The 23,111-nt window shown below is 64.6% G+C and carries 26 protein-coding genes and 1 pseudogene; 14 read left to right on the top strand and 13 right to left on the bottom strand.

Annotated elements, in window-relative coordinates:
• Positions 1 to 29: 29 nt before the first annotated feature.
• From RM2_RS17170 to RM2_RS17145, 6 genes are read left to right on the top strand one after another with little or no spacing between them, the layout of a single operon-like run.
• Positions 30 to 923, top strand: coding sequence for a phosphate/phosphite/phosphonate ABC transporter substrate-binding protein (locus RM2_RS17170; RefSeq protein WP_072690766.1), 894 nt, complete (start codon positions 30 to 32; stop codon positions 921 to 923).
• On the top strand, positions 920 to 1,693 hold the full coding sequence (phnC, locus tag RM2_RS17165; protein ID WP_072690765.1) for a phosphonate ABC transporter ATP-binding protein: 774 nt from the start codon (positions 920 to 922) through the stop codon (positions 1,691 to 1,693). The genes RM2_RS17170 and phnC overlap by 4 nt, the downstream gene beginning before the upstream one ends.
• Before the next feature lies 1 nt (position 1,694).
• On the top strand, positions 1,695 to 2,534 hold the full coding sequence (phnE, locus tag RM2_RS17160; protein ID WP_084721850.1) for a phosphonate ABC transporter, permease protein PhnE: 840 nt from the start codon (positions 1,695 to 1,697) through the stop codon (positions 2,532 to 2,534).
• Positions 2,534 to 3,433, top strand: coding sequence for a LysR family transcriptional regulator (locus RM2_RS17155; RefSeq protein WP_072690764.1), 900 nt, complete (start codon positions 2,534 to 2,536; stop codon positions 3,431 to 3,433). Before phnE ends, RM2_RS17155 begins: the two co-directional genes overlap by 1 nt.
• The gene (locus RM2_RS17150; protein WP_072690763.1) at positions 3,430 to 3,915 is read left to right on the top strand and encodes an alkaline phosphatase family protein; all 486 of its coding nucleotides are present in this window, start codon (positions 3,430 to 3,432) and stop codon (positions 3,913 to 3,915) included. Before RM2_RS17155 ends, RM2_RS17150 begins: the two co-directional genes overlap by 4 nt.
• On the top strand, positions 3,852 to 4,613 hold the full coding sequence (locus RM2_RS17145) for an alkaline phosphatase family protein (protein ID WP_072690762.1): 762 nt from the start codon (positions 3,852 to 3,854) through the stop codon (positions 4,611 to 4,613). The genes RM2_RS17150 and RM2_RS17145 overlap by 64 nt, the downstream gene beginning before the upstream one ends.
• Positions 4,614 to 4,849: 236 nt before the next feature.
• Here RM2_RS17145 and RM2_RS17140 read toward each other — a convergent pair whose 3' ends face one another.
• Positions 4,850 to 5,386, bottom strand: a complete 537-nt coding sequence (locus tag RM2_RS17140; RefSeq protein WP_281250427.1) for a DUF4132 domain-containing protein — start codon at positions 5,384 to 5,386, stop codon at positions 4,850 to 4,852.
• 173 nt (positions 5,387 to 5,559) lie between these two features.
• Between RM2_RS17140 and RM2_RS17135 the strand changes: the two genes are divergently transcribed.
• Positions 5,560 to 5,787, top strand: coding sequence for a PLD nuclease N-terminal domain-containing protein (locus RM2_RS17135; protein WP_245814015.1), 228 nt, complete (start codon positions 5,560 to 5,562; stop codon positions 5,785 to 5,787).
• 75 nt (positions 5,788 to 5,862) lie between these two features.
• Here RM2_RS17135 and RM2_RS17130 read toward each other — a convergent pair whose 3' ends face one another.
• The 6 genes from RM2_RS17130 to RM2_RS17105 all read right to left on the bottom strand — a co-directional run bounded on the left by RM2_RS17130 (position 5,863) and on the right by RM2_RS17105 (position 11,458).
• Positions 5,863 to 6,891 carry a hypothetical protein gene (locus tag RM2_RS17130; protein WP_072690760.1) on the bottom strand — a complete coding sequence of 343 codons (1,029 nt, stop codon included), beginning with the start codon at positions 6,889 to 6,891 and terminating at the stop codon, positions 5,863 to 5,865.
• Between the two features lie 57 nt (positions 6,892 to 6,948).
• Positions 6,949 to 8,277, bottom strand: coding sequence for a hypothetical protein (locus RM2_RS17125; RefSeq protein ID WP_139277808.1), 1,329 nt, complete (start codon positions 8,275 to 8,277; stop codon positions 6,949 to 6,951).
• Between the two features lie 199 nt (positions 8,278 to 8,476).
• On the bottom strand, positions 8,477 to 8,719 hold the full coding sequence (locus RM2_RS17120; protein ID WP_072690758.1) for a helix-turn-helix transcriptional regulator: 243 nt from the start codon (positions 8,717 to 8,719) through the stop codon (positions 8,477 to 8,479).
• Positions 8,709 to 9,560 (bottom strand): ABC transporter permease, encoded by an 852-nt coding sequence (locus tag RM2_RS17115; protein WP_072690757.1) that lies wholly within the window; start codon positions 9,558 to 9,560, stop codon positions 8,709 to 8,711. Before RM2_RS17115 ends, RM2_RS17120 begins: the two co-directional genes overlap by 11 nt.
• Positions 9,557 to 10,486: an ABC transporter ATP-binding protein gene (locus RM2_RS17110; RefSeq protein ID WP_072690756.1), complete on the bottom strand. Its 930-nt coding sequence runs from the start codon at positions 10,484 to 10,486 to the stop codon at positions 9,557 to 9,559. Before RM2_RS17110 ends, RM2_RS17115 begins: the two co-directional genes overlap by 4 nt.
• 375 nt (positions 10,487 to 10,861) lie before the next feature.
• A complete protein-coding gene (locus RM2_RS17105) occupies positions 10,862 to 11,458 on the bottom strand; it encodes a TetR/AcrR family transcriptional regulator (protein ID WP_072690755.1) in 597 nt (198 codons plus the stop codon).
• A 93-nt stretch (positions 11,459 to 11,551) separates the two neighbouring features.
• On the opposite strand from RM2_RS17105, the gene RM2_RS17100 reads away from it, so the two are divergent.
• Genes RM2_RS17100 through RM2_RS17090 form a run of 3 tightly spaced genes read left to right on the top strand, consistent with a single transcriptional unit; the run spans position 11,552 to position 14,633 of the window.
• Positions 11,552 to 12,784: an acyl-CoA dehydrogenase family protein gene (locus tag RM2_RS17100; protein ID WP_072690754.1), complete on the top strand. Its 1,233-nt coding sequence runs from the start codon at positions 11,552 to 11,554 to the stop codon at positions 12,782 to 12,784.
• Positions 12,785 to 12,792: 8 nt separating this feature from the next.
• Positions 12,793 to 13,875 carry a phosphotransferase family protein gene (locus tag RM2_RS17095; protein ID WP_072690753.1) on the top strand — a complete coding sequence of 361 codons (1,083 nt, stop codon included), beginning with the start codon at positions 12,793 to 12,795 and terminating at the stop codon, positions 13,873 to 13,875.
• Positions 13,872 to 14,633 carry an SDR family oxidoreductase gene (locus RM2_RS17090; protein ID WP_072690752.1) on the top strand — a complete coding sequence of 254 codons (762 nt, stop codon included), beginning with the start codon at positions 13,872 to 13,874 and terminating at the stop codon, positions 14,631 to 14,633. The genes RM2_RS17095 and RM2_RS17090 overlap by 4 nt, the downstream gene beginning before the upstream one ends.
• A 143-nt stretch (positions 14,634 to 14,776) precedes the next feature.
• Here RM2_RS17090 and RM2_RS17085 read toward each other — a convergent pair whose 3' ends face one another.
• Positions 14,777 to 15,955 carry a 4-hydroxybenzoate 3-monooxygenase gene (locus RM2_RS17085; protein ID WP_072690751.1) on the bottom strand — a complete coding sequence of 393 codons (1,179 nt, stop codon included), beginning with the start codon at positions 15,953 to 15,955 and terminating at the stop codon, positions 14,777 to 14,779.
• A 91-nt stretch (positions 15,956 to 16,046) separates the two neighbouring features.
• Positions 16,047 to 16,781 carry an IclR family transcriptional regulator gene (locus RM2_RS17080; RefSeq protein ID WP_072690750.1) on the bottom strand — a complete coding sequence of 245 codons (735 nt, stop codon included), beginning with the start codon at positions 16,779 to 16,781 and terminating at the stop codon, positions 16,047 to 16,049.
• A 346-nt stretch (positions 16,782 to 17,127) separates the two neighbouring features.
• Between RM2_RS17080 and RM2_RS17075 the strand changes: the two genes are divergently transcribed.
• Both RM2_RS17075 and RM2_RS17070 read left to right on the top strand, forming a co-directional pair.
• Positions 17,128 to 18,333 (top strand): MFS transporter, encoded by a 1,206-nt coding sequence (locus RM2_RS17075; protein ID WP_373863347.1) that lies wholly within the window; start codon positions 17,128 to 17,130, stop codon positions 18,331 to 18,333.
• 113 nt (positions 18,334 to 18,446) lie between these two features.
• The gene (locus RM2_RS17070; RefSeq protein WP_072690749.1) at positions 18,447 to 19,217 is read left to right on the top strand and encodes an IclR family transcriptional regulator; all 771 of its coding nucleotides are present in this window, start codon (positions 18,447 to 18,449) and stop codon (positions 19,215 to 19,217) included.
• Here RM2_RS17070 and RM2_RS17065 read toward each other — a convergent pair.
• From RM2_RS17065 to RM2_RS24035, 3 genes are all read right to left on the bottom strand, one after another.
• A complete protein-coding gene (locus tag RM2_RS17065) occupies positions 19,205 to 19,765 on the bottom strand; it encodes an SMP-30/gluconolactonase/LRE family protein (protein WP_218017237.1) in 561 nt (186 codons plus the stop codon). The two genes, RM2_RS17070 and RM2_RS17065, sit on opposite strands and share 13 nt — an antisense overlap.
• Positions 19,762 to 20,004 carry an SMP-30/gluconolactonase/LRE family protein gene (locus RM2_RS25960; protein ID WP_218017236.1) on the bottom strand — a complete coding sequence of 81 codons (243 nt, stop codon included), beginning with the start codon at positions 20,002 to 20,004 and terminating at the stop codon, positions 19,762 to 19,764. The genes RM2_RS17065 and RM2_RS25960 overlap by 4 nt, the downstream gene beginning before the upstream one ends.
• Positions 20,005 to 20,129: 125 nt before the next feature.
• Positions 20,130 to 20,312, bottom strand: coding sequence for a hypothetical protein (locus tag RM2_RS24035; RefSeq protein ID WP_139277807.1), 183 nt, complete (start codon positions 20,310 to 20,312; stop codon positions 20,130 to 20,132).
• 422 nt (positions 20,313 to 20,734) lie between these two features.
• On the opposite strand from RM2_RS24035, the gene mgrA reads away from it, so the two are divergent.
• Both mgrA and RM2_RS25780 read left to right on the top strand, forming a co-directional pair.
• Positions 20,735 to 21,760 carry an L-glyceraldehyde 3-phosphate reductase gene (gene mgrA / locus RM2_RS17060; RefSeq protein ID WP_072690748.1) on the top strand — a complete coding sequence of 342 codons (1,026 nt, stop codon included), beginning with the start codon at positions 20,735 to 20,737 and terminating at the stop codon, positions 21,758 to 21,760.
• 162 nt (positions 21,761 to 21,922) lie between these two features.
• Positions 21,923 to 22,293, top strand: a pseudogene (locus RM2_RS25780) (MmcQ/YjbR family DNA-binding protein).
• Positions 22,294 to 22,299: 6 nt separating this feature from the next.
• On the opposite strand, the gene RM2_RS17050 reads toward RM2_RS25780, so the two are convergent.
• Positions 22,300 to 23,111, bottom strand: an 812-nt coding sequence (locus RM2_RS17050) for a TIGR01777 family oxidoreductase (RefSeq protein ID WP_072690747.1), incomplete at its 5' end; no start/stop codon positions are given.

The raw sequence follows: 23,111 nt of genomic DNA, 5'->3' as shown, positions 1-23,111 counted from the left end.
GTCACGAGCGCGGAGAAGGGTGACTCCCCATGGGAATTGGTAACTTTCGGCGCAACAACGTGGTGGCGGTGTTGATCGCTCTGCTGGCGCTACCGCTCGTGGCGTGCGGCGTCTCCAGCGACAACTCCGGCGATACCATCCGGTTGGGCCTTTCCCCCGACGAAGATTCGGCCGCTGTGCTCGCCAGGTATGAACCGCTCGTCGACTACTTGAGTGAGGCCACCGGATTAAGGGTGGAGCCTTACGTCGGAGCCGATTACACGGCCGTCGTCGAGGCCCTCAACTCGGGCCACCTCGACCTGGCCTGGTTCGGCCCCTCCGAGTACGTGCTTGCCAGCGAGCGGGTCAACGGTGGCGTCGAGCCGTTCGCCTCGGCCGTCCAGTCCGACGACACCGCGCCGTATCGCTCGAGCTTCATCGTGCGAGCCGACTCGGGCATCAACGGGCCCGCCGACTTCCAAGACAAGATCCTCGCATTCACCGATCCGGCGTCGACATCCGGACACATTTTCGGTCGCTATGTGCTCACCGAAGCCGGCTACGACCCCGACGGCCTGTTTTCACAGATCATCTACTCGGGCAGCCACGATGCGTCCCTGCTCTCGCTCCTGAACGGGCAGATCGACGTCGCAGCCATCTCGAGTCGCAAGATCCCCGAGTTCATCAAGAGCGGAATCGTCAGCAGAGGCGAAATCAAGACGGTCTTCGAATCACCCGAGATTCCGGCGGACCCGATCACCTACCGCGCCGACCTTCCCGCTGACAAGAAAGAACTGCTCCAACACGCGTTCCTCGACCAGACCCCCGCACTCTCCGCCGCCCTCGAGGGGACTGGCTACGGTTCCTTCGGAATGGCGAGCGATGCCGACTACGACATAGTCCGTACCGCATACACGGTATCGGGCCTGGAGCCTGAGCTATGACCGGCGCGGGTGAGGCCGTCGGCTTTCGGGACGTCCACCTCACATACAGGCAGAAGAACGATGCAGTCCTACGCGGGGTCGATCTCGAGATTCGAGCATCAGACTTCTGTATCTTGTTGGGGCGCAGCGGCACAGGGAAGTCGACGCTGCTGCGCTGCATCAACGGACTCGTGGCCCCATACCAAGGTGCGGTTACCGTGGCCGATGAGCAGGTGCACGCCGCCGACCGCAACGCGCTGCGAGGGATCCGCCGCAAAGTCGGCATGATCTTCCAGGGCTACAACCTCGTCAACCGGCTCACTGTCCTGCAGAACGTATTGGCCGGCATACTGCCGGATGTACCCGCCTTCCGCTCTCTCCCCGGGATCTTCACCCAGGCCGAGCGCGAACAGGTGCTGTCGCTCCTCGAGGTTGTGGGACTCGCGGGCTACGCCGACCAGCGCGCCGACCAACTCAGTGGCGGGCAGAAGCAGCGCGTGGGAATCGCCCGGGCGCTCGCACAGAACCCCAGGGTGATCCTTGCCGATGAGCCGATTGCGAGCCTCGACCCGGTGACGGCGGGCGAGATTCTCGACCTGCTCAAAGGAATCAACGAACGTGACGGCATCACAGTCATTTTGAGCCTTCACCAGCTAGGTTTCGCGCGCAGCCATGGCGAGCGGATTGTCGCGCTCCTCGACGGCCGAATCGCGATCGATACCACTCCCGACGGACTTTGCGAAGACGAGGTCAGTCGCATCTACGGCCAGGGTGCAGAGAAGGCGGCCTGATATGTCTGTCGACCACCAGACTTCGACAACGACCTCGCCGAAACCGCCCTCCCTGCCGCCCGAGCCGAGCGGGCGGCACGGCCTCCTGTGGACGCGGAACGTCGTCGTGGTTGTGGCAGTACTCGCCTTTCTCGGCTGGAGCGCCAATGACCTCGGTCTCAGCCCCGGTCGGTTTCTCCAGGGCATCCCCCGCCTGGCCGAATTCCTGCTTCGAATGTTCCCGCCCGACCTGTCGGTCATCCCCGGTCTCTGGGATGCGATTCTCACGACGGTGGCGGTTGCGCTCTGGGGCACGCTGCTGGCGATGATCATCAGCATCTTCCTCGCGCTCGGTGCGGCGAAGAACCTGCTCGGACACAACCCGTTGGTCTACGCAACAGCGCGAGCGGTCCTCAGCGTTCTGCGCTCGCTTCCCGACTTGATCTGGGCGCTGATCTTCGTCGCGGCCGTGGGTCTCGGCCCCTTCCCGGGTGTGCTCGCGCTGACCGTGTACTCGTGTGGAGAGCTGAGCAAGCTCTACGCCGAAGCAGTCGAGAACATCGATCCGGGCCCGCGCGAAGCACTCGAGTCGACGGGCGCGGGATTGTTCACGACCCTGCGCTGGTCCGTCATCCCGCAGATCCTTCCCGAGGTGGTCACCTACAGCCTCTACCGTTTCGAATCGAATGTGCGCCACGCATTCGTGCTCGGCATGGTCGGCGCGGGCGGGCTCGGCTTCGAGTTGACGGTGGCGATGAAGCTGTTTCAGTATCACAAGGTTTCGGCGATCCTCGTCGTCATCGTGCTTACCGTCGCATCAATCGATTTCATCTCGTCTCGTATCCGCGCGCGGATCATTTGATGGCCCTCAAACTCAGCCTCCAGCGGCTCGAGACATTCGTCGCTGTTGCGGAGCACGGGGGGCTTTCCGCCGCAGCTCGCGCGCTCCGCATCGCACAGTCCACCGTGTCGAGCAATCTGCAACTGCTCGAGCGAGAGCTGGACGTAGTCCTCGTCGACCGATCTGGACGTGCGGCCCGGCTCACCGATGCGGGGGAGGCTCTCGTCGACCACGCCCGCGCGCTGCTCTCACTCGCCGGCGAGGCAGCAGATCGGATGACGCGGCTACGCAGGGCTCCGGTTTCGGGCGTGCTGGAGGTGGGCGGCACGGAGACGGTGACGCAACAGCTACTGCCGTGGCTTGTCACGTCGTTCGTAGGCAAGTACCCAGGCGTCGAGATCGATTTGCATGTCGACAATTCGGCGGCCGTGGTGCAAGCAGTCACCGATGGTCGGCTCCCCCTCGCTCTCATCGCCGCCGAGATCGACAAGCCGTCACTCGAAGCGAGTCGAGTGGCCAGCGAACCACAGACGGTGATCGTCGCCGGTGACCACCCACTCGCCGGTCATCACGCAATTTCCCACGAGCTGCGCGGCAGCCGTATCCTCCTGCGTGAAGAAGGATCGGCGAGCCGCCGGTACCAACTCGATCTGCTGCAAAAGTGGCGTATCCCGAGCACTCACACCAGCACCATCGCGAGCAACGGCGCCATCATCGGCGCAGTTGCCTACGGGCTCGGCATCGCCTGCCTCCCAAGAAGTTGCACCGAAGACGCACTCCGGCTGGGGCGCATCTGCGAGATCCATCTCGAGCCGGCTCCACCCGATCGCCCGATCAACCTCGTCCGGCTGGCAGAGCGGCCGCCGTCCCTCATCGAAGAACTCTTTCTCGAACACGTTCGAGAGGAAGGTAAAGAATGACCACCGTCGTTGCGAACAACCGCGCATATCGAGTGCCAGATCATCCCGTTGTCGTCATCACCGTCGACGGCGGCGACCCCGGTTACTTCCACGACGGGCTCGCGCGGGGCATCATGCCCCGGTTGCAGAGGATGCTCGACGAGGGCGGTGTGTTCAGCGTGGGAGCCTCCGAGATTCCGAACCTGACCAAACCCAACAACATCTCGATCGTCACCGGCGTCCCGCCCGCCATCCACGGGATTCCCGGCAACTACTGCCGGACGCCCGAGGATGGGCTGGTGCTCCTCAACGATGCCAAATACTTGCGCGCGCCGAGCATCCACGCATGCTTCGAAGAGGCCGGCGGGCCGACCCTGATGGTGACGACCAAGGATAAGCTGCGCCGGGGGTATACGACCCGCTGGCCAGCCACTACGCCATGCGCATCGGCCTGGGTGCTCTGCGCGTCGCCCCTGCGATCCGTCTGCTGTATGTGTCGCTGACCGACCGTGTCCAGCACGCATACGCGCCGGGCGAGGATGTCTCCGACCTGTTCTTCACCGAGTTCGATGCGCTACTCGGCGAGTATCTCGACGCGGGCTGCACGGTAGCCGTCGCTGCCGACCACGGCATGAATGCAAAGCACGACGAGAACGGCGAGCCCCGCATCCACTATCTGAAGGACATGCTGGCAGCGGCAGGCATCCCGGTCGAGGAGGTCGTGCTGCCGATTACCGACCCGTACGTGAAACACCATGGCGCCCTCGGCTCGTTCGCCTGGCTCCATCTACCTCTAGAGCACCGCGACGCCGCTCGCCGGGTACTTAGCGCGCTGCCCGGGGTGGAGGAGATCTGGGACCGGGAGGACGTCGCCACCGTGTACGAACTGCCCCGCGACCGCATCGGCGATCTGGCGGTGACAGCCTCCGCCGACACCGCCCTCGGAAGCGCGGCCGCCGATCACGATCTGACCCAATTGCACGGCCCCCTCCGCTCGCACGGCGGCCGCCACGAGCAGGTGGTGCCGCTCATTCTGAGCAGGAGCGTGGACGGTCCGCTCGCCGACTCGTTCGAGGCGGGCATCCTACGTAGCCGCGACATCCACGACCTCGTCCTGAACCACGTCGGCACCGAGCCCGAGAACGTCCAGGCGCCGAAGGAGGCCGAACGCAGTCGGGCGGGCAACGTTCACATCGCGTGAAGCGGGCGCGCGTCGAATCCACCTCTTTACAGGCCGATCGCGACGAGTTGCCGCTTACGCTCTTCCGGTGCAGCCCGCCGCCGGTTGGCAGCTGTGCCGGGAATTGGGGTTTCGGTCGACACGAGATGACGCTGCCGGCTAGCTCGTGAGCGGCACCCCGCTGTCACGACGCGCGCGCAAGCGTGCCGAGTGAGCCCGCGCGGAACCTGAAGAGTCACGATGCGAAGCTGGCAAGGTCAGCCATGAGTTCCGATACTGTCGCGGTGTCGACGTCGTCCAGGGTTCTCCCACAACTCCTCCCACCCGCGATACGTCAGGCGCAGTGCCTGGCTCGGTGTCGCGGTCACGCCGGTGAACCGGGACAGACCGCTTCCGTCGACGTCCCCGGGTTGGGGGTGGTGGACGGGGCGACCGAGTTGTGGGAACGGCTGCTGGATCTCGTGGTCGGCGAAAACGTCGGACCAGGTGCCGACCGAGTCGGGGATGTGTGAGGGGTACATGAGTCCGATCGGGCCGTCCGGAAGCGGGACGGTGTCGCCATTCATGTTGACGAGGATGTTGTCCTCGGTCACCCGGAACACGGCTAGGGGGTGGGAGTTCTCGTCGAATGCTGCCCACAGCAGACGTCGCGCAAGATGCACCAGTACGGGATGTCCGAGGACAAACTCACCGAATTCGCTTCCGCTCCAGCGGCGTCCGGAGACCATGGACCTGTTGAACCGTGGGCTGAACGCTTCCACGCAGCTCTCGAAGCGTGATCGACGCCGCGCCAACGGAATGGTCAGTCCGCATTATCTGGACTACTAATCCCCTAAAGAATCCAACGGTTCGGCTTCTCACTGGTTCCTCGGTTCGTGTATCGGTAGCTGACCTGACGGGCGTCTATACACTCACCACAGCAGGTGCCCAATAGTCTCGAGAGGACACCATTCCGAAGGGGTCTTAGGTGGAACACGACGTGATGTTGCCGTTGAGCATCGACATCCAAGCGACGCTCATCATGCTCGGGTACGTCCTGCTCACCATCGCGGCGCTCATCTCGATCCTCCGCACCCCGCACGACCGAGCTGGATCGAAGTTCTGGTGGTCGGCGACGATCATTTCGCTCCCCTTGATCGGTGCAGCAGCATGGTTCCTGTTCGGTGCACCCCCGCTACGCCGACGCGCGCGTTGAGCGACTCAATCTCCATGGCACGGGACCAGAGAGTCTTCGGTTGCGGTTCCGGGCTAGCCGATCGAGTCGCCTGCGTCAGGGTTCATCCGAGCCGCCGAAGACGAGATGTGGTGTCCCCATGACCGGTTCGCCGGGGTGTAGTTGTTGCTGCAGGGCCGAGATCCCGGCAGCGTCCAGTGTCCCGTTACCGTGGATCTGGCATGCCCAGTCGAATCTTCCGGTGGACCACGCGATTTGGTATCCATAGGTCTTCACTGCCCACGGTTCGGTCGAGCGTGGCCGTCGGATCAGCCAACCGGCTGGCTGATCAGGCCCGAGCGGAGCGGAGAAGGCACCGGACTGTCGGTCGATCGAATCGACGAAGCGTGGAGTGAAATCGGTCAGGACCGGCACGTGGATCGGCTCTGCCGTGATGTTCTCACGGAACCACTGCATCGCCCTCTCGACATCGGGTGTGTCGCCCTGTCCGATGCGGGCACAGGATTCGTCGTCGGTGACAACCGGTCCGCCCCAGGCGAACAGGGACGGATCCAAAGGCTCACCCACGGTGACGTCGGTGTAGGCGGCGCCGTCGATACCGTCGCCGGAATGCTGTCCGAGGACGGCGCCGCTGTCGACGTCAACGATCAGACGCAGTGACGGTTTCGGCATGTTGAGGCTCTCACGTGGGGCTAGATCCACCGACCAGCAGCGGCGGCCGAGGAACTCGAGGTCGGTCACCGGTCCGGTCGGTCGGGCATGGTGATGCCCGGCCCAGTGGGTGACCGGTGGGGTGATGGCCAGGTGGCGACCCGAGCCGGGGGACTTCACGCGCCGAAGCTCGGTGCAGCGCGGCCGGTCCGGATCGCAGGTGAAGTCCCATGCCGAGCTGCCGTCGCTGACGAACAAGACTTCCCTGTCGACCGATTCGATTCGAGATCGGCGCCCCCACCGGTACAGGCGCACCCCTTCGCGGCCTATCGGCAGAAAGACAGGTTCCTCCCCTGAGGTCGCGTAGTAGAAGTGGAATGGCTCGTCGGAGTTCCGGTACGGAACGACGACGCCGTGGACTGGTTGCGTCGGCCCGTCTGCCATTCCGACCAGCATCTGCACCCATTCGGTCATTGCTACCTCCGGTTCGTGTTCGTTTTCGGGCGCATCGGCCCCTGGTATGCACGAGGTTCAGACGTACAGCACTCCGTCGACGGCATCCGACGCCGGTGGGTACGCACGGGTGCCGGCCTGTTCCATCAGTTCCGTCCGCACGTAGGTGAGGAAGTTGTCCAGCCGGGTGCCTTTCTCGTCGTAGAGATTCAGGCGCGCCACCAGGGTCAGGCTTGGATAGTCGATGTGCCGGAACCGGACGTGGACCCGGCCGTGAGGCCACTGCCCGACGTATGTGGCGAACACCTCGTCCACGCGCTCCGAGAACCGCCTTCCGTCCAGACCACGCAGGCAGTACGCCACGTACGAGCCGTGGTCGAGCGGCTGCGGGCCCACCGGCCGACACCGGTCGGTGATGTCGATGCCCTCGACCCCCACCGGACGCGCCTTTCTCTCTACCCCAGCGGTGAGCACCGAGCGTCCCGACCCGGTGCGAGTTTCCGGCGTGGTGACCATCCAGAGCCGCCCGGCCGAGGCCGCGCCGTGGGTTACTCGCATCCCGGACAGGTCGATTTCCGTCGCCGGTACCGAGGCGTCGGGCCGGTACGCCCGTACGATCGTGGAGCCATTGCGAGCCGGGTTGGTGCCCCAGTGCCAACGAAACGCGGCGTCTACAGCGCGTTTGCGTCGGTGTGCCTCGTTGTACGAGGTGTCGGCGTACTCACTGGTGTGCTCGACCTGGCGGTCCTGCAGGAACGGATGCGTGCCGGGTCCGATTCGCTCCGGGATCGGCCCGTCGAGCGGCACTTGCAGCACCGAGGAGCCGTACCGAACCTCGAACCCGGGCCGGTCGACGCTCGTCATCGCCGGGGTCGGAACCCGCTCCCACGGATCGTGAGAGACCCTGACGAACAGCGACGACTCGTCGAACTCGACCGACACCACGGCCGCACCGTCTATGACAACGCGGCGGGAACCGCCCTCGGGCAGTACAACCAGCAGCATCGGTGGCCGCAGCGAGCGGAGTGGCGGAACGTCGGGTGCGGACGCAACGTCGCGCCGCCGCCGAGCATTGCTGAAGCACCATGCGCCGGACGACCCCGCGCAAATCAGTTGGTGGCCTTCGGTGTACTCGGCATGGATGATCCCGTCGACACCAACGCGCACCAGCGGCCCATCTCGATGGTTCTGCACCCAGACGCCGTTGGTATGGGCCACGATCTGCTGCTGCCTCGAATTCAGCGGAGGTGGAGGAAGATCGGTCCACGACACCAGACGCACGAACCGCTCCGTGTATGGATCGAACAACGCCGCGACTGGTTGGGTGTCATCGACCACCCAAACGTATCCGCAAGAAAAGAACACACTGCGTGGGCGCAGGAATCTGCGCCGAGAATCGGCGCTCATGCGCCTTTCTGCTGAGTCATGTCGACGACGGTACCAGCGACCACCACCCATGTATCGCAGCGCTCGATAAGAAGCCGCGTCCAGCCGCAGAGGCACTGCCTGCATGACCGGGCCGCCGTGGAGCAGTAGCTACGCGATCTCGCCTAGCTGCTGCTCCGCACACGCCGACTGGATCATCGACCTCGGCCCCGGAACCGGGTCACGCGGACTCGGCGCCTGACCCCAGCCTCGGAAACGGCTCGGTGGAGAACACAACCTCCACCGCCACCTCGAAGTACGCGGCGATACGCAGCGCAAGGTGCAGGCTGGGGCTGTATTCGCCGCGCTCGAGGTAGCCCACCGTCTGATAGTGGACGCCCAATGCCTCGGCTAGCTCCCGCCGCGATATGCCCCGCTCGGCGCGCAGCATCGCAATGCGGTTGTAGATGGCCTCAGAAGGCACGCTGCATCGCCCTCTCCCGTCGTGCAGCCATACTCGATCCTGATTCGTGACGCGCCGTGCGCCGCAACACTACCGCCGCGATCAGCAGTCCCGCGACCGCCCAGGCGCCCAGCACCGCCGCGGTTTCGGCGTGTCGCCAGGACTCACCGATCTCGACCGCCACTGCGTCGGGGGGAAGCAATGCCGATCGCATCCCGAGACCGCTCCAGTACATCGGGAACACCTGGCCGACGGCCTGCAGCCACCCCGGCAGCGCCGTGATCGGGTAGAAGATTCCCGAGATGGCGATGAGCCCCATGAGCGGCATCGTCAGCAGGAACGTCCCGCGGGAGTTGTCGAGGACGGCACCCAGGATCGCACCGACGGGCAGCGCGGCGAGCAGGCTGAGCAGCAGAACCCAGACGAAGGTCGCCCACGCGCCGAGGCCGTCCAGCGACCCGCCTCCGATGACCGCCAGACCCACCGCGAGCACCACCGCCACCTGCGCGACGACGGATCCAGCGGCCGAGACGACCTTGCCGACCATGTAGCCGATCATCCCGCTCGGCACCGCCTTGGCCCTCAGTAGCGTGCCGTCCTCGCGGTCCAGGACAAGCACATTGGTGATCGCGAACAGTCCGTTGAACACGATGATCGACCCGATGAGACCGGGGAGCGCGAGTTCGGCGATCGAGAGATCGCTGCCCATGTACTCGCGATTGCGCAGCAGGTAGAGCACGACCAGCGCGACGGCCGCGGTTCCGAACTGACCGATCAGGTCGGTACCGTTGGTGAACAGTTGACGAAGCTCGATCCAGCCGCGAACGAGGCCGGCACGAACCGCGTTGACAGTGGGGTTCATCGTGCGACCTCCGTGAGAGTGAGTGCGCCGGTCGGGCCCTCGTCAGACTCGTGACGGCGGACCAGCGCCATGTAGGTGTTCTCCAGCGAGGCACGGCCCACCTCGAGCTCACCGATGGAATCAACGTGCTGCCTGAATAATTCGTGGACAAACTTCGTCGACTCGATTGTGGTGTGCACGAAGCGCTGGTCGCCGACCGTCCAGCGCACCTCGGCCTCCCCGGCGATCTCGCGAGCCAGTGCATCGGGCGAGCCGTCGGCGACGATGCGTCCGCCTGCCAGGATCAGGATCCGGTCGGCAATCTTCTCTGCCTCGTCGAGGTCATGGGTGGTCAGGAGCACCGTAGTGTCCTCGACGTCTGTCAGACGATGCACAAGATCGTGGAAGTCCCTGCGAGCCGCCGGATCGAAGCCGGCGGTGGGTTCATCCATGAACAGCACCTGCGGCCGGCCCACGATGCCGATTGCCACGTCCAGTCGGCGGCGCTGACCACCCGAGAGAGCCGCGATCTTGGCCCGCGCCTGCTCGGTGAGCCCGACGAGGTCGATGAGTTCGTCTGTATCCCAGGGCTGTCGGCCATCGCTCGCGGAATACGGCCGATAGAAGGCGGCGAGATGGTCGAGCAGGTCACGCACGCGCCACTTGGCATGGTCGCGCCAGGACTGCAGGACGACGCCCACCCGAGCGCGCCAGTGTTCGTCGCCGTCCTCGGGATCGACGCCCAGCACCGTGACACGGCCCGCCGAGCGATTGCGGAACCCCTCGAGTATCTCGACGGTCGTCGTCTTTCCGGCCCCATTGGGACCGAGCATGACCAGCACCTCGCCGCGCCGGGCCTGGAACGTCACATCGAGCAGAACATCGTTGGCGCCGTATCGCATTCGCAGGCCGGCGACGTCGAGCGCAATGCCACTACTTGAATTCATGAGCCTCCCCATCGTTGTGCTACTCAATGATTTGTAGCATAGGTACTACATTCCGTTGTGGCAATACTGCCGGAGAGATGGCCCGGAATCGGTCGGTGCCCCTATCGCATCCAGGCGTCGAGGTCCGACGCTGCCCGATGCTGCGGCGGGCTCGCAGCGGAACGTCCACCGCTCGTCAATCGCACAGGATTAACTCATCCATCGCACAAGATCGACGAGGCTCGACATGCTCGTCGAGAAACACCCCATGCGCCGCCACAGCGATTCCGGTCGTGGCAGACTCTGACGCATACCGGGCGCCGGATCATCCTGTTGTCGTCATCACCGTCACACGGCGTTGGCCCGAGCAACTTCCGCGCCGGACCCCCGGGGGCGTCAGTGTCCGCGCGGGATCGGTAGCGCCTCGATCGCACGGTCGACGACGTCGTCGACGGTGAAGACGGGATCGACGGTGCGGTCGATGGCGAGGCTCTCGACCATGGACCACCATGCGCGCAGCAGTACGCGGTTTGCGGGCGACGACTCGGCGCCCGTGGCGTCGAGGGTGCGCTCGACCATGGTGTTCTGCAGATTCTTGCGGATCTCTTGGATCTGCGCATCGGCGCCGAAGCCGCCGTGGAAGAACGACTGATAGTTCGCGCCGTGCCGGTCGACGAAGGAGACGAACGCGCGGACCACGGCCCGCAGTGGCTCTCCGGATGCGCCGTCGGGGTCCGCCCTCGCCGCGCGCAGCAAGCGCCGGGCCGCCGCGCCCACCACGGCCACGTAGTAGTCCTGTTTGGTCGGGAAGTACCGGAACAGCAACCCGCGAGAGATCCCAGCCTTCTCGGCCACCTGGTCGATGGACAACGCGTGGATGGGTCGGGTCGCCAGCTCCTGCAGGCCGATCGCGACGAGTTGCCGCTTGCGCTCTTCCGGTGGGAGCCGGCGCCGGTTGGCGGCTACGCCGGGTAGTGAGGTTTCGGTCGACACGAGATGGCACCCCCAGGATTTGATTGCCGGGCAAGTCTACGTTTAGGTTAACTGAGCAATGCTTAGTTAGTTGCGACGTCATGGAGGTAAGGCATGGATTTCGCTCACAGCGCGCGGTCGAAGGAGTACCTCGACCGGCTACGTGTGTTCATCGCTACCGAGGTCGCCCCCGTCGAGGCGCGTCTGCGGGCCGAGCGGGTGGAGCCGTTCGCGCAGCGTTCCGACGTCCCCGGCGCCGCGATGTGGCAAGTGTCCGACGAGTTCCGGCAGCTCCAGTCCAAGGCTCGGGCGCAGGGACTGTGGAACCTCTTCTTGCCCGACTCCGAAATCGGTGCCAGCCTGAGCAACGTCGAGTACGCACCGCTCGCCGAGGAGATGGGTCGCTCCCTCTTCGCCTCTGCGATCTTCAACTGCGACGCCCCCGATACCGGCAATATGGAGGTGCTCTACCACTACGGCAGCACCGAGCAAAAGGAGCGCTGGCTGCGCCCGCTGCTCGACGGCCAGATCCGCTCCGCGTTCTGCATGACAGAGCCCGACGTCGCGTCGTCCGACGCCACCAACATGGCCGCGACCGCCGTCGTCGAGGGTGACGAGGTCGTGCTGAACGGCCGCAAGTGGTGGAGCACAGGCATCGGTAGTCCGGACTGCAAGCTCCTCATCTTCATGGGTCTCACCGATCCGGAAGCACACAAGTATCAGAGGCATTCGATGGTTCTCGTGCCGATCGATGCACCCGGTGTCCGGGTAGAGCGGATGCTCTCGACGATGGGCTTCTACGACGAGCCCGGCGGCCACGGCGAGGTGTCGTTCACGAACGTGCGGTTGCCCCTCGACGCGATCATCGCCGGTCCGGGAAGAGGATTCGAGATCGCGCAGGGCCGACTCGGTCCTGGCCGCGTGCACCACTGCATGCGTTTGGTCGGCCTCGCGGAGTCTGCGCTCGAACTCGCGATCCGCCGCGGCACCGATCGCGTCGCGTTCGGCAAGCCGCTGATCAATCTCGGCGGCAATCGGGAACGGGTCGCGGACGCCCGTATCGCGATCAACCAGTTGCGGCTGCTGGTGCTCAACGCCGCGTGGCTGCTCGACACGCAGGGCATCGCCGGGGCGCGCTCGGCGGTATCGGAGATCAAGGTCGCCGCACCTCGGGTCGCACAGCAGGTGATCGACTTCGCGATCCAGATCCACGGTGGCGCCGGGTTGTCCGACGACTTCCCGCTCGCCGGCGCGTGGACAGCGGCGCGGGCGATACGGCTCGCGGACGGCCCCGACGAGGTGCACCAGGGGCTGGTGGCTCGCTTCGAGTTGGGAAAGTACCAGTGACCCCTAAAATGACAGGGCTGCCGGACAACGCCCGCAGCGTCCGCGACGAGGATGCGTTCGATGTCGAGGCGGTGGCGAACTGGCTGCGCGAGAACGGGTCCGGCGATCTGAGCGCAACCCCCGAGGTCCGTCAGTTCGCCGGGGGTGCATCAAACCTGACCTACCTGTTGCGCTATCCGGATCGCGACCTCGTCCTGCGCCGACCCCCGGCGGGTGCCAAGCCGTCGTCCGGACACGACATGGTCCGCGAGTACCGGATCCAGTCGTTGCTCGCACCCGTGTACCCGCACGCGCCGACGATGGTGGGACTATGCACCGATCCGTCGGTGCTGGGCAGTGACTTCTATGTCATGGAACGTGTCGAGGGCACCATTCTGCGCTCTGCTCCCCCGGCCGAATTCGGCCTCACCCCCGAGAACACGCGGGAGGTGTGCCTGCGGATGATCGACCTGCTCATCGAACTGCACGGTGTCGACCCGAAGTCATCCGGACTCGACGAGTTCGGGCGTGGCACAGGCTATGTCGCCAGACAGGTGGCAGGGTGGACGAAGCGCTACGCGGCCGCCCGGACCGACAACGTGCCCGACTTCGCGCGAGTGACGGCCTGGCTCGCCGACAATCAACCGGCCGATGTCGCGTCCGCGGTGATCCACGGCGACTTCCGGCTCGACAATGTCGTCCTCGGCGACGACCTGCAGCCGCGTGCGGTCCTGGACTGGGAGCTGGCGACGATCGGTGACCCGCTCATGGATCTGGGGTCGAGTCTGGCCTATTGGGTGCAGGAAGACGATCACCCGATGATGCAAGCCACCAAGAGGCAGCCCTCGGACCTTCCGGGGATGCTCACCCGCCGCGAGATCGTCGAGTACTACGGTCAACGCACGGGGCTGCCGGTCGACAACTGGCGCTTCTACGAAGTGTTCGGGCTGTTCCGGCTGGCGGTAATCGCGCAGCAGATCTACTACCGGTACCACCATGGACAGACCACCAACCCAGCCTTCGAGCACTTCTGGATCGCCGTGGGATACCTGGACATCCGCTGCAACAAACTGATCGACGGACTTGACACCGATACGGAGGAAGACGCGTGAGCAAGCGTACGACACGCAAGAATATTCTCATCACGGGCGCCAGCTCGGGCCTCGGATGCGGCATGGCCCGCGAATTCGCTTCGCGTGGACGTAATCTCGCGTTGGCGGCCAGGCGCACCGAGCGGCTGGAGGAATTGCGCGCCGAACTGCTGGCCGCGCACCCGCAGATCACGGTCGCAATCCGCAAGCTCGACGTCGACGTGCACGACGAGGTTTTTCGCGTGTTCACCGAACTCGACGAGGAACTTGGTGGCCTGGACCGGGTGATCGTCAACGCAGGACTCGGCAAGGGGCAGCCGTTGGGTACCGGCTACTTTAGCGCCAACGTGCAGACCGCGCGCACCAACTTCCTCGGCGCGCTCGCGCAGAGCGAGGCGGCGCTCGAGCTGTTCCGGCCCCGGAACGCCGGTCACGTCGTGCTGATCTCGTCGATGAGCGCGTTGCGCGGCATGCCTCGGAATCTCACGACCTATGCGGCATCGAAGGCCGGGGTCGCGGCACTCGGCGAAGGTATGCGCGCCGATCTGGCGAACACCGGTATCGACGTCAGTACCATCTTCCCCGGCTTTATCCGCACGGAGATCAATGAGAAGGTGAAGAACGCGCCGTTCATCGTCGACACCGAAACCGGTTGCCGTGCACTGGCTGCAGCCATCGAGAAGGAGCCGAGCAAGGCATACGTCCCCGCGTGGCCGTGGGCGCCGCTCTCCGTGGCGATGAAGCTGCTGCCCTTGTCTCTGGTGGCGAAGATGGCATAGCGCATCTCCATGCCCGAGAACCTCCAGGTTCAGCGGGGTGTCACCGAAGGCCCGGCCTTCGGGCGGACGTACGCCTACTTGCGGTCGTCGAGCCACTCCAAGTAGTTGTCGGCCGCGAGTGAGAGCCGGTCGCCAAGCGGCTGTTACTCGAACGGCGTGCCTACGTAGTTCTCGGCGACCAGCGTGCGGCCCGCGACAGAGCGGGTCACCATGTCGAGTTCGGCGACCTGGCGCTGGTGGCCGAATCCGGCCTCGTCGGGCAGTCGATGCAGCATCGAGGACATCCACCAGGAGAAGTGCTGGGTGCGCCACACGCGCGGCAGCACCGTCTCGGTGTAGCCGTCGAGGCGGCCACGGCCGCGGTTGGCGAAGTACTCGGCCATCGCCTTCGACAGGAAGTACACGTCGGCGATCGCCAGGTTCATGCCTTTGGCCCCGGTCGGTGGGGTGGTGTGGGCGGCATCGCCGGCGAGGAAGAGGTTGCCGTGCTGCATCGGCTCGCACACAAAGCTGCGGAACTGCAGGATCGACTTCAGAAAGATCTTGCCGTCCTTGATCTCCACGCCCTCACCGTCGACGCGCGCGTGCAGTTCCGACCAGATGCGGTCGTCCGACCAGTCGTCGACCGAATCGTCGGTGTCGACCTGTAGGTAGTGCCGCTGGACCTCAGGAGTGCGGGTGCTGACCAGCGCGAAACCGCGCGGGTGGTTGGCGTAGATCAGCTCTTCCGACGATGGCGGCGCCTCGGCGAGAATGCCGTACCAGGCGAACGGGTACCGACGGAAGTAGTCGTTACGCACAACGTCCCCAGGGATGAGATCGCGGATTGAGGTGCGCGAGCCGTCGCATCCGGCGACCAGGGCGCACGTGAGCATCTGGTCGTTGCCCTCACTGTCGCGATAAGTGATCTTGGGCGTCCCGGACGTGTGGTCGTGGATCCGAACCTTGGACACTCCGAAGCGGATGTCGCCGTCGTCCGTGAGACGCTGGGCGATGAGATCCTTGAGGACCTCGTGCTGCGGATAGACGGTGACGGCGCGACCGCTCGTCAGTTCGTCGAATGCGATGCGGTGACCGCGACCGCCGAACCGCAGTTCAATGCCCTGGTGGGCCCGGCCCTCGCGCTTCATCCGGTCTCCGACTCCGGTGTCGACCATCAGGTCGACGGTGCTCTGTTCGAGCACACCGGCACGGATCGTGTATTCCACCTCTCTGCGGGTTCGGCTTTCGAGCACGACGGAATCGATGCCCTTCAGGTGCAGGAGATGAGACAGCATCAGTCCTGCCGGGCCTCCTCCGACGATCCCGACCTGTGTATCCATGAGCAGGCTCCTCGCGTAGTTCGTAGCACCAGTCACTGTCCCGCCAGAATCGTGATCACAACACCCTCCCTTCCACTGAGTGAAAGACGAGCTAGGCGACGCCCCGGGAAATACCACGTGCGGCGGCCCACACAGCGGGGATCAGCGGTGCCGAATCCTTGGCGGTCGGAACCACCACGGACACCGCTGCCACCACTTCACCCGTCGACCGCGATACCGGTGCCGCCACGGCCAGCGTCCCGACATTGAGATGCTCGCGGCACGCCACCCAACCGGTGCGACGAATGTCGTCGAGGGTGCTGCGCAGTCGGTGCTCGGTGGTGATGGTCGACGGGGTGAAGCGCTTGAGGCCGGCCGCGAGGACCTCATCGAGCAACTCTCCGCCGCCGAACGCCAACAGGACGAGTCCGCCACTCGACGCATGCAATGGCAGCCGGCCACCGGCCCGCCCCACTACTACGACGGCGCCGCGCGCCGACAGTCGTTCGAGGTACAGCGCCTCTAGACCCTCACGAACCACCAATTGCACGTTTTCGCGCGTCGCCTCGTACAGATCTTCGAGGTACGGCCGCGCCACCTGCTGTAATCCGTGGGCGCGTGGTGCGAGAGCACCCAACTCCCACAGTCGCACCCCGATCTCGTACCGCCCGTCGGCGATGCGTTCGAGCGCGCCGTTGTCCACCAACTGACGGCACAATCGGTGAACCGTGGGCAGCGGCAGCCCAGTGCGCCGACCCAACTCCGACTGCGACAGCCGCGGGCGGTCCGAGGTAAACGAACCCAGCACCAGAAAGGCGCGCCCCAGCATGCTGCGTTCGTCGGACATGTGGTCAGTATTCCGGTCGCCACCAACCCGTGGCCAGCATCGGGAAGCGTCGAATGTGACATCGGCCTGCGTGGACGGAACCGGTGTGACATTGGGCGACGGCCTTGGTTGGCAGAGCATCGAGTGCGGACCTGGAAGGGGTTGACATCCGAATATGACGCACCACACAATGACCGCAGGACTTAATGAACCAAAGTTCGGATTGCGAACATCATTGACAATCGAGGATTCCATGATCGAGTCCCTACGGAGCGAGCCCCGTTCCCTACGGAGCGAGCCCCGTTCCCTACAGAGCGAGCCCCGCACCTCCTCTGTATCTTGGGTAGCCTCCCTCTGCTGGGTCACCGTGTTGCTAGACGGTTTCGACCTGGTCGTTCTCGGTGCGATCATCCCCTCCCTGAGCGAATACGAGGCGTGGGGCCTGACAACCGGCACCCTCACGTTCATCTCGACATTGGGCCTGGTGGGCATGACCATCGGCGCTCTGACAATCGGCACACTCACCGACGTAGTCGGACGTCGCCGAGTCCTGCTGTTCACAGTGGCGGGGTTCTCGATCCTTACTCTCCTCTGCGCGGTGGCGCCCAACCCGTTCCTGTTCGGGCTGTTCCGGTTCCTGGCGGGAGTCGGACTCGGTGGCGCTTTGCCGACGGCACTGGCCCTGGTCAACGAGTTCTCCAAGAAGCAGGGCGGCGGATCCGCATCGACACTGCTCATGACCGGATACCACGTAGGTGCGGTTGCGACGGCCGCGCTGGCGATCGTCCTGATCGAACCGTTCGGTTGGCGTTCGATGTTCGTTGCCGGCGCACTGCCCGCCGTGGTCCTGATTCCGCTGATGCTGCGCCACCTCCCCGAATCCCCGTCTTATCTGATCGGGCGAGGTAAGCGCGCCGAAGCCGAGCGCATCGCAAGGCAGCACGGCCTGGAACTCGGGCCCGCACCGGCCGCCGACGCTCCCGCCGCCGCGACGGTCAATCCGGTACGCACGCTGTTCTCGCCTCGGTTCCTCCGCAACAGCATCGCCATCTGGGTCACCTCGTTCATGGGACTTCTGCTGGTCTACGGACTCAACACCTGGCTGCCGACGATCATGCGCGAGGCGGGCTACAACCTCGGTGCATCGCTCACGTTCCTGCTTGTCCTCAACGTCGGCGCGGTCGTGGGTCTCCTGATTGCGGGCGGCGTCGCAAACAAGATCGGCCCCCGGACGGCCGCGATCATCTGGTTCGCCGGGGCCGCCGTCTTCCTGGCATTGCTCAGCGTCAAGATCTCGTTCGGAATCTACATTCTTGTGTTCCTCGCAGGCTGCTTCGTCTTCAGCGCGCAGGTACTCGTGTACGCGTTCACGAGCGCCAATCACCCCTCGCAGATCCGCGCGACCGCCCTCGGCTGGTCGGCGGGAATCGGCAGGCTCGGAGCGATCTGCGGCCCGATCCTCGGCGGTGTCATGCTCGGCGCCGGCTACGCGGTGCCATGGGGCTTTTACGCATTCGCCCTGGTGGGACTGCTCGGCGCAATCGCGATCTCGTCGTCCCGTGTATCTCGATGAACTCCGGACATTCGATGAGGTGGCCTGATTGCACGTCGAGTAGCGTATGGGAACCATGCCGGTATTTCGGACATGATCTGCTATAGCCGACATCAGGCAGTGAGGGGGCTGACATGCCGCGGATGGTTCCCGCAGTGCTGCGTGCTGCAGATATTCTGGAGTTGTTCCTCGGCCGCGAGGTCTCGTTGACTGCCACGGAGATCGTGGAACGGTTACAGCTACCTCGTTCCACCGCACACGAATTGTTGGCTACGCTCGTCGCTCGCAACTTCCTCAGCCGCCAGTCCGGCGAGGAAAACGTCTACCGACTGGGGCCGCGTGTCCTCGAGTTGGGTTCGCGCTATCAACAAACGCTGGAGTTTGCCACGGAGGCTGATGCGGTCGCGCGCCAGGTTGCCGCCAAATGCGACGAGACTGTCCACGTGGCGATCCTGGATGGTCTCGAGGTCGTTTATGTGTCGAAGATCGACTCGACGCGTTCGGTGCGTCTGATCTCCGAGGTGGGCAGGCGATTGCCGGCCTACTGCACCGGCGTCGGCAAAGTGCTGCTGGCAGGGCTGGCGCGCGAGAAACTGAACGAGCTACTCAAGGGCCGCAAGCTGGTGCCCCTGACCGATCGCAGCATCACCTCGCGCACCGAGCTACGCAGGCAGTTGGACGAGGTGCGCCGTACCGGTATCGCCTACGAGTGCGGTGAATCGAACCCCGAGGCAGGCTGCGTCGCAGCGCCGGTGGTGGACAGCTCAGGGAAATGGGTTGCCGCGATGAGCATTTCGATACCGACCTCGCGGCACACCGATGACGCTTGGCCGCGTTGGGAGAAGCTCGTCCGCGAGGGTGCCACGGAGCTGTCCCGCAGGCTCGGCGGCACCTACCCGGAGTAAGGAAGCGTGGGCATTCCCGGCACCATGTGGGATGCGCGGAACAGCGCCCCGGCCTCAGGGTGGGCGTCCAGGTCGGTGTCGAGGCGTGAGGTCGTGATGTAGAGCTCGTCGAGTTCCCGGCCACCGAACATGCATGACGTGACCCGTGGGACTGGAAGTTCGATGATGTCGGCGAGGGTTCCGTCGCAGGTGTAGTGATGAATGGCGCCCCCACCCCACAACGCCACCCACAGCCCGCCTTCGGAGTCGATCGCCAGCCCGTCCGGGGCGCCCTTGCGTGGGTCTACGTGCACTACCGTTCGCCGTGCCGAAAGGATCCCCTCGGCGTAGTCGAAGGCGTCGATACGTTGTGTCGGCGTGTCCACGTAGTACGTCGTGGATCCGTCGGGACTCCACCCAATACCGTTGGAGATGGTGACGCCGCCAAGCGCAACCGTGACTTTGCCCTCGGGATCCAGCCGGTATAGCGTTCCGGCGCCTGGGACGGTGTCGTAGGACATGGAGCCACAGAAGAAACTGCCGTCCGGCGCGCAGCTCCCTTCATTCATCGAATTGTCTTGTCGGACCATATGTCACCGAGCGGCCGGACATCCGAGAGCTCGTCATTCGCAAGGGCAAACCCCCGTTCGATCGCGACTATCGCGCCGCCACGACTACGCGGCCGGAGCGCCGCCGCTACCGATCCGACATGTCGTCGGTCGATCACGCCCGAGGAGCGGTCGAGAATCAGGACATCGCCGGCGAGCATGTCCACCCACCGAAGTCCGTTCCAGCCGGCGTGCCACACCGGACCTTCGCCGTGCTGCGTGCAGGGATCGTCACTTGCTCTACACGAGTCATCACCACTGCCTATCGTATTCGGTGGATGTCATAGGACATTTTCATTCCTCTTGGTAGAGAAATCCATTCGCGTCACGGATGCAGCAAGATTTTCACGATACTCTGGTCGCCGTCTTCGAGGAACCGTAGCGCCTCTCCCGCATCTCTCAACTCGAAATCACCGCTGATGATCAACTTCGGATCCAACACACCGGACGTGAACGCCTCCACCGCGTGAACCCAGGCTCGAGATGACGCGCCGAAGACGGTGCGCACGACGCGCCCACCCCAGCGGACAAGTCTGGTAGCAAGATCGGCTGTGCCCGCAGCGCCGGCCGCTTAAAGTCGCGTGTCAGTTCCATCCAGCACCACGGGTTCGAAATATCGGATTAGATTTGGTATTACAGACGATTACAGATTGCCCAGGGCCGATGGTCAACGCTCGGCCGGCGACTATTTGACGGGGATGTGAATCGCATTTACTGTGGCCAGAGGGCCGTCGCTGCTTGGGGTGGCGGGCCGAGTGCCGGTTCGACCGGGTAGACATTCGCGCGCGAAGCACCGACCCGCACTGCCTCGCCGAGGCCACCCGATCGGCTAGATGGCCGGTCGGTATGTCTGTCGTGGATCGGCCATCGCCATCATCGTACGGCGGATTTTGATTTGCGCCGGTTGCACAACTGAGAGGACTACTCCCAATGACCTACCTCGCCGCGCACAACCGCTACGAGTCGATGAGCTATCGCCGCTGCGGGCGGAGCGGTATCAAGTTGCCCGCTATATCGCTGGGCCTCTGGCACAACTTCGGTGACGACCGCGCGATAGATACACAGCGCGAAATCCTGCGCCGGGCATTCGATCTCGGTATCACACATTTCGATCTCGCCAACAACTACGGGCCGCCCTATGGGTCGGCCGAAACCAACTTCGGGCGGATCCTGAACGACGATTTCAGGTCGTACCGGGACGAGTTGTTCCTCTCGACCAAAGCTGGCTGGGACATGTGGCCGGGCCCGTACGGCGACCTGGGTTCACGCAAGTATCTGCTGTCGAGCTTGGACCAGTCGCTGAAGCGGATGCAGGTCGACTACGTCGACGTCTTCTATTCGCATCGGTTCGACCCGGACACCCCACTCGAAGAGACGATGGGAGCCCTCGATACAGCCGTCCGCTCCGGGCGTGCACTGTATGCCGGCATCTCGTCCTATTCGCCGACCCGGACGGCCGAAGCCGTAGCGATTCTGAAGTCGATGGGTACACCACTGCTTATCCACCAGCCGTCCTACTCCATGCTCAACCGTGTGATCGAGGAAGGACTGCTCGACACTCTCGAGACCGAAGGCGTCGGCTGCATCGCCTTCTCACCGCTTGCCCAGGGAATGTTGACATCGAAGTACCTCGACGGCGTACCGGCCGGATCGAGAATGGCCAAGGGAACTTTTCTTTCGAAAGACATGCTCACACCGAAGAATCTCGACCACATCCGCGCGCTGAACGCGATCGCTCAGCGCCGTGGGCAGTCGCTTGCTCAAATGGCACTCGCCTGGTCTTTGCGCGATCCGCGAGTGACCTCGGTGCTGATCGGCGCATCGAGTGTCTCGCAACTCGAGGACAGCCTCGGAGCCCTCGACAATCTTGACTTCTCGGCAGAAGAACTCGCCGAGATCGACATGAGTGCCGTGGAAGGCGGCATCGACCTGTGGCGCGCGGTCAGTACTTCCTGAGGTTCAGTACTTTCTGAGGTTCCAGGCGCCTCGCGGCCCCGAACCGCGTGGTCGCGGCTTTCGACGCTGAGAGCGATCGCGCCGCGGTCCGGTTTGTCGGTGGTAGAAGATATAAAACTACTCGACCACCTTCCACCCGGTGCCCCATCCCCAGGAGCTGTGATGCCCACCGAACACGACGTACGCGCGATGATGCTGGCGTTGCCGGAGGCCCAGGAGGTGGTGGTCGCCAACTGGGGCGATCAACCGACGTTTCGTGTGCGCAAGAAGATATTCGGCCTCGTCGGCCACGGTGCCCCACGGCCTGCCTCAAGGCGACGGTGGAAACGCAGGCGGCACTGCTTCAGGAGGATCCAGAGGTGTTTCTGGTAGCGCCGTTCCTCGGGCGACACGGCTGGATCAATGTGGTCCTCGACCGCGTCGATGCCGAAGAGTTGGCTGAATTGGTAGAGGAGGCGTGGCGCCTCACCGCACCGAAACGCCTGGTCGCGGCTTTCGACACCGAAGTGCGCGGTCGCGTCTTTCGACGCTGAAGCGCACTACCCCTCTTCCGGCCTGAATCGCCCCAGTTGGTGGCGCAGCGCCGTGCCGAGGTCGGGCCGTCGGAAGCGGTGATCACGTTCGAGGAGGCGCCCAGGAGTAACCCTCTGATCAGCCAGGGCGAGTTCACGTGCGCCCTGCTCGCCGAGTAGTAACCTCGGCCCGAAGTCGGGTACCGGCACAAACGCCGGGCGGTGCAGCACCGAGGCGAGCACGGCGGTGTATTCCTCGTTGCGAACAGGATTAGGAGCCACCGCGTTGACTGCGCCGCGCAACTCTTCGTCGGCCAGGGCACGGTGGTACACGTCCACCAGGTCGTCGATGTCGATCCAAGACAACCACTGCGTTCCCGTTCCCAACCGGCCGCCGAGACCGGCCTCGAACAGGGGCCTCTGCACTCGCAGCACACCACCCTTCGGCGATTGCACGATCCCGGTTCGAACGTGCACCACCCGCACCCCGGCGTCGGCGCCAACCTTCGACGCCTCTTCGCACTCCGCCACGACGTCGGCGAGGAACCCCTCGCCCCGCTCGTCCTGCTCGCCGAGAATCGCATCACCACGGCGTGGGCCGTAGTATCCGATCGCCGAAGCACTGATGAACACCTTCGGTCCGCGTCCAGCCGCGGCCACCTCGGCCAGTCGCCGACTGGGCTCGATGCGGCTGTCCCTGATCGCCCGACGGTGACTGTCGGTGAACCGTCCTGCAATGGATGCTCCGGCGAGGTGGATCACTGCATCGACCCCGTCGAGGAGGTCCTCGGCGGGGTCGGACGGGTTCCATCGACGTTCGTCGGGAGCGCTCGGAGCTC

Origin of the sequence: Rhodococcus marinonascens NBRC 14363 (assembly GCF_001894885.1) — a bacterium.
Lineage (GTDB): Bacteria > Actinomycetota > Actinomycetes > Mycobacteriales > Mycobacteriaceae > Rhodococcus_F > Rhodococcus_F marinonascens.
Note: the sequence above shows the minus strand (reverse complement) of the source record. Positions and strands in the feature narration are given on the sequence as shown.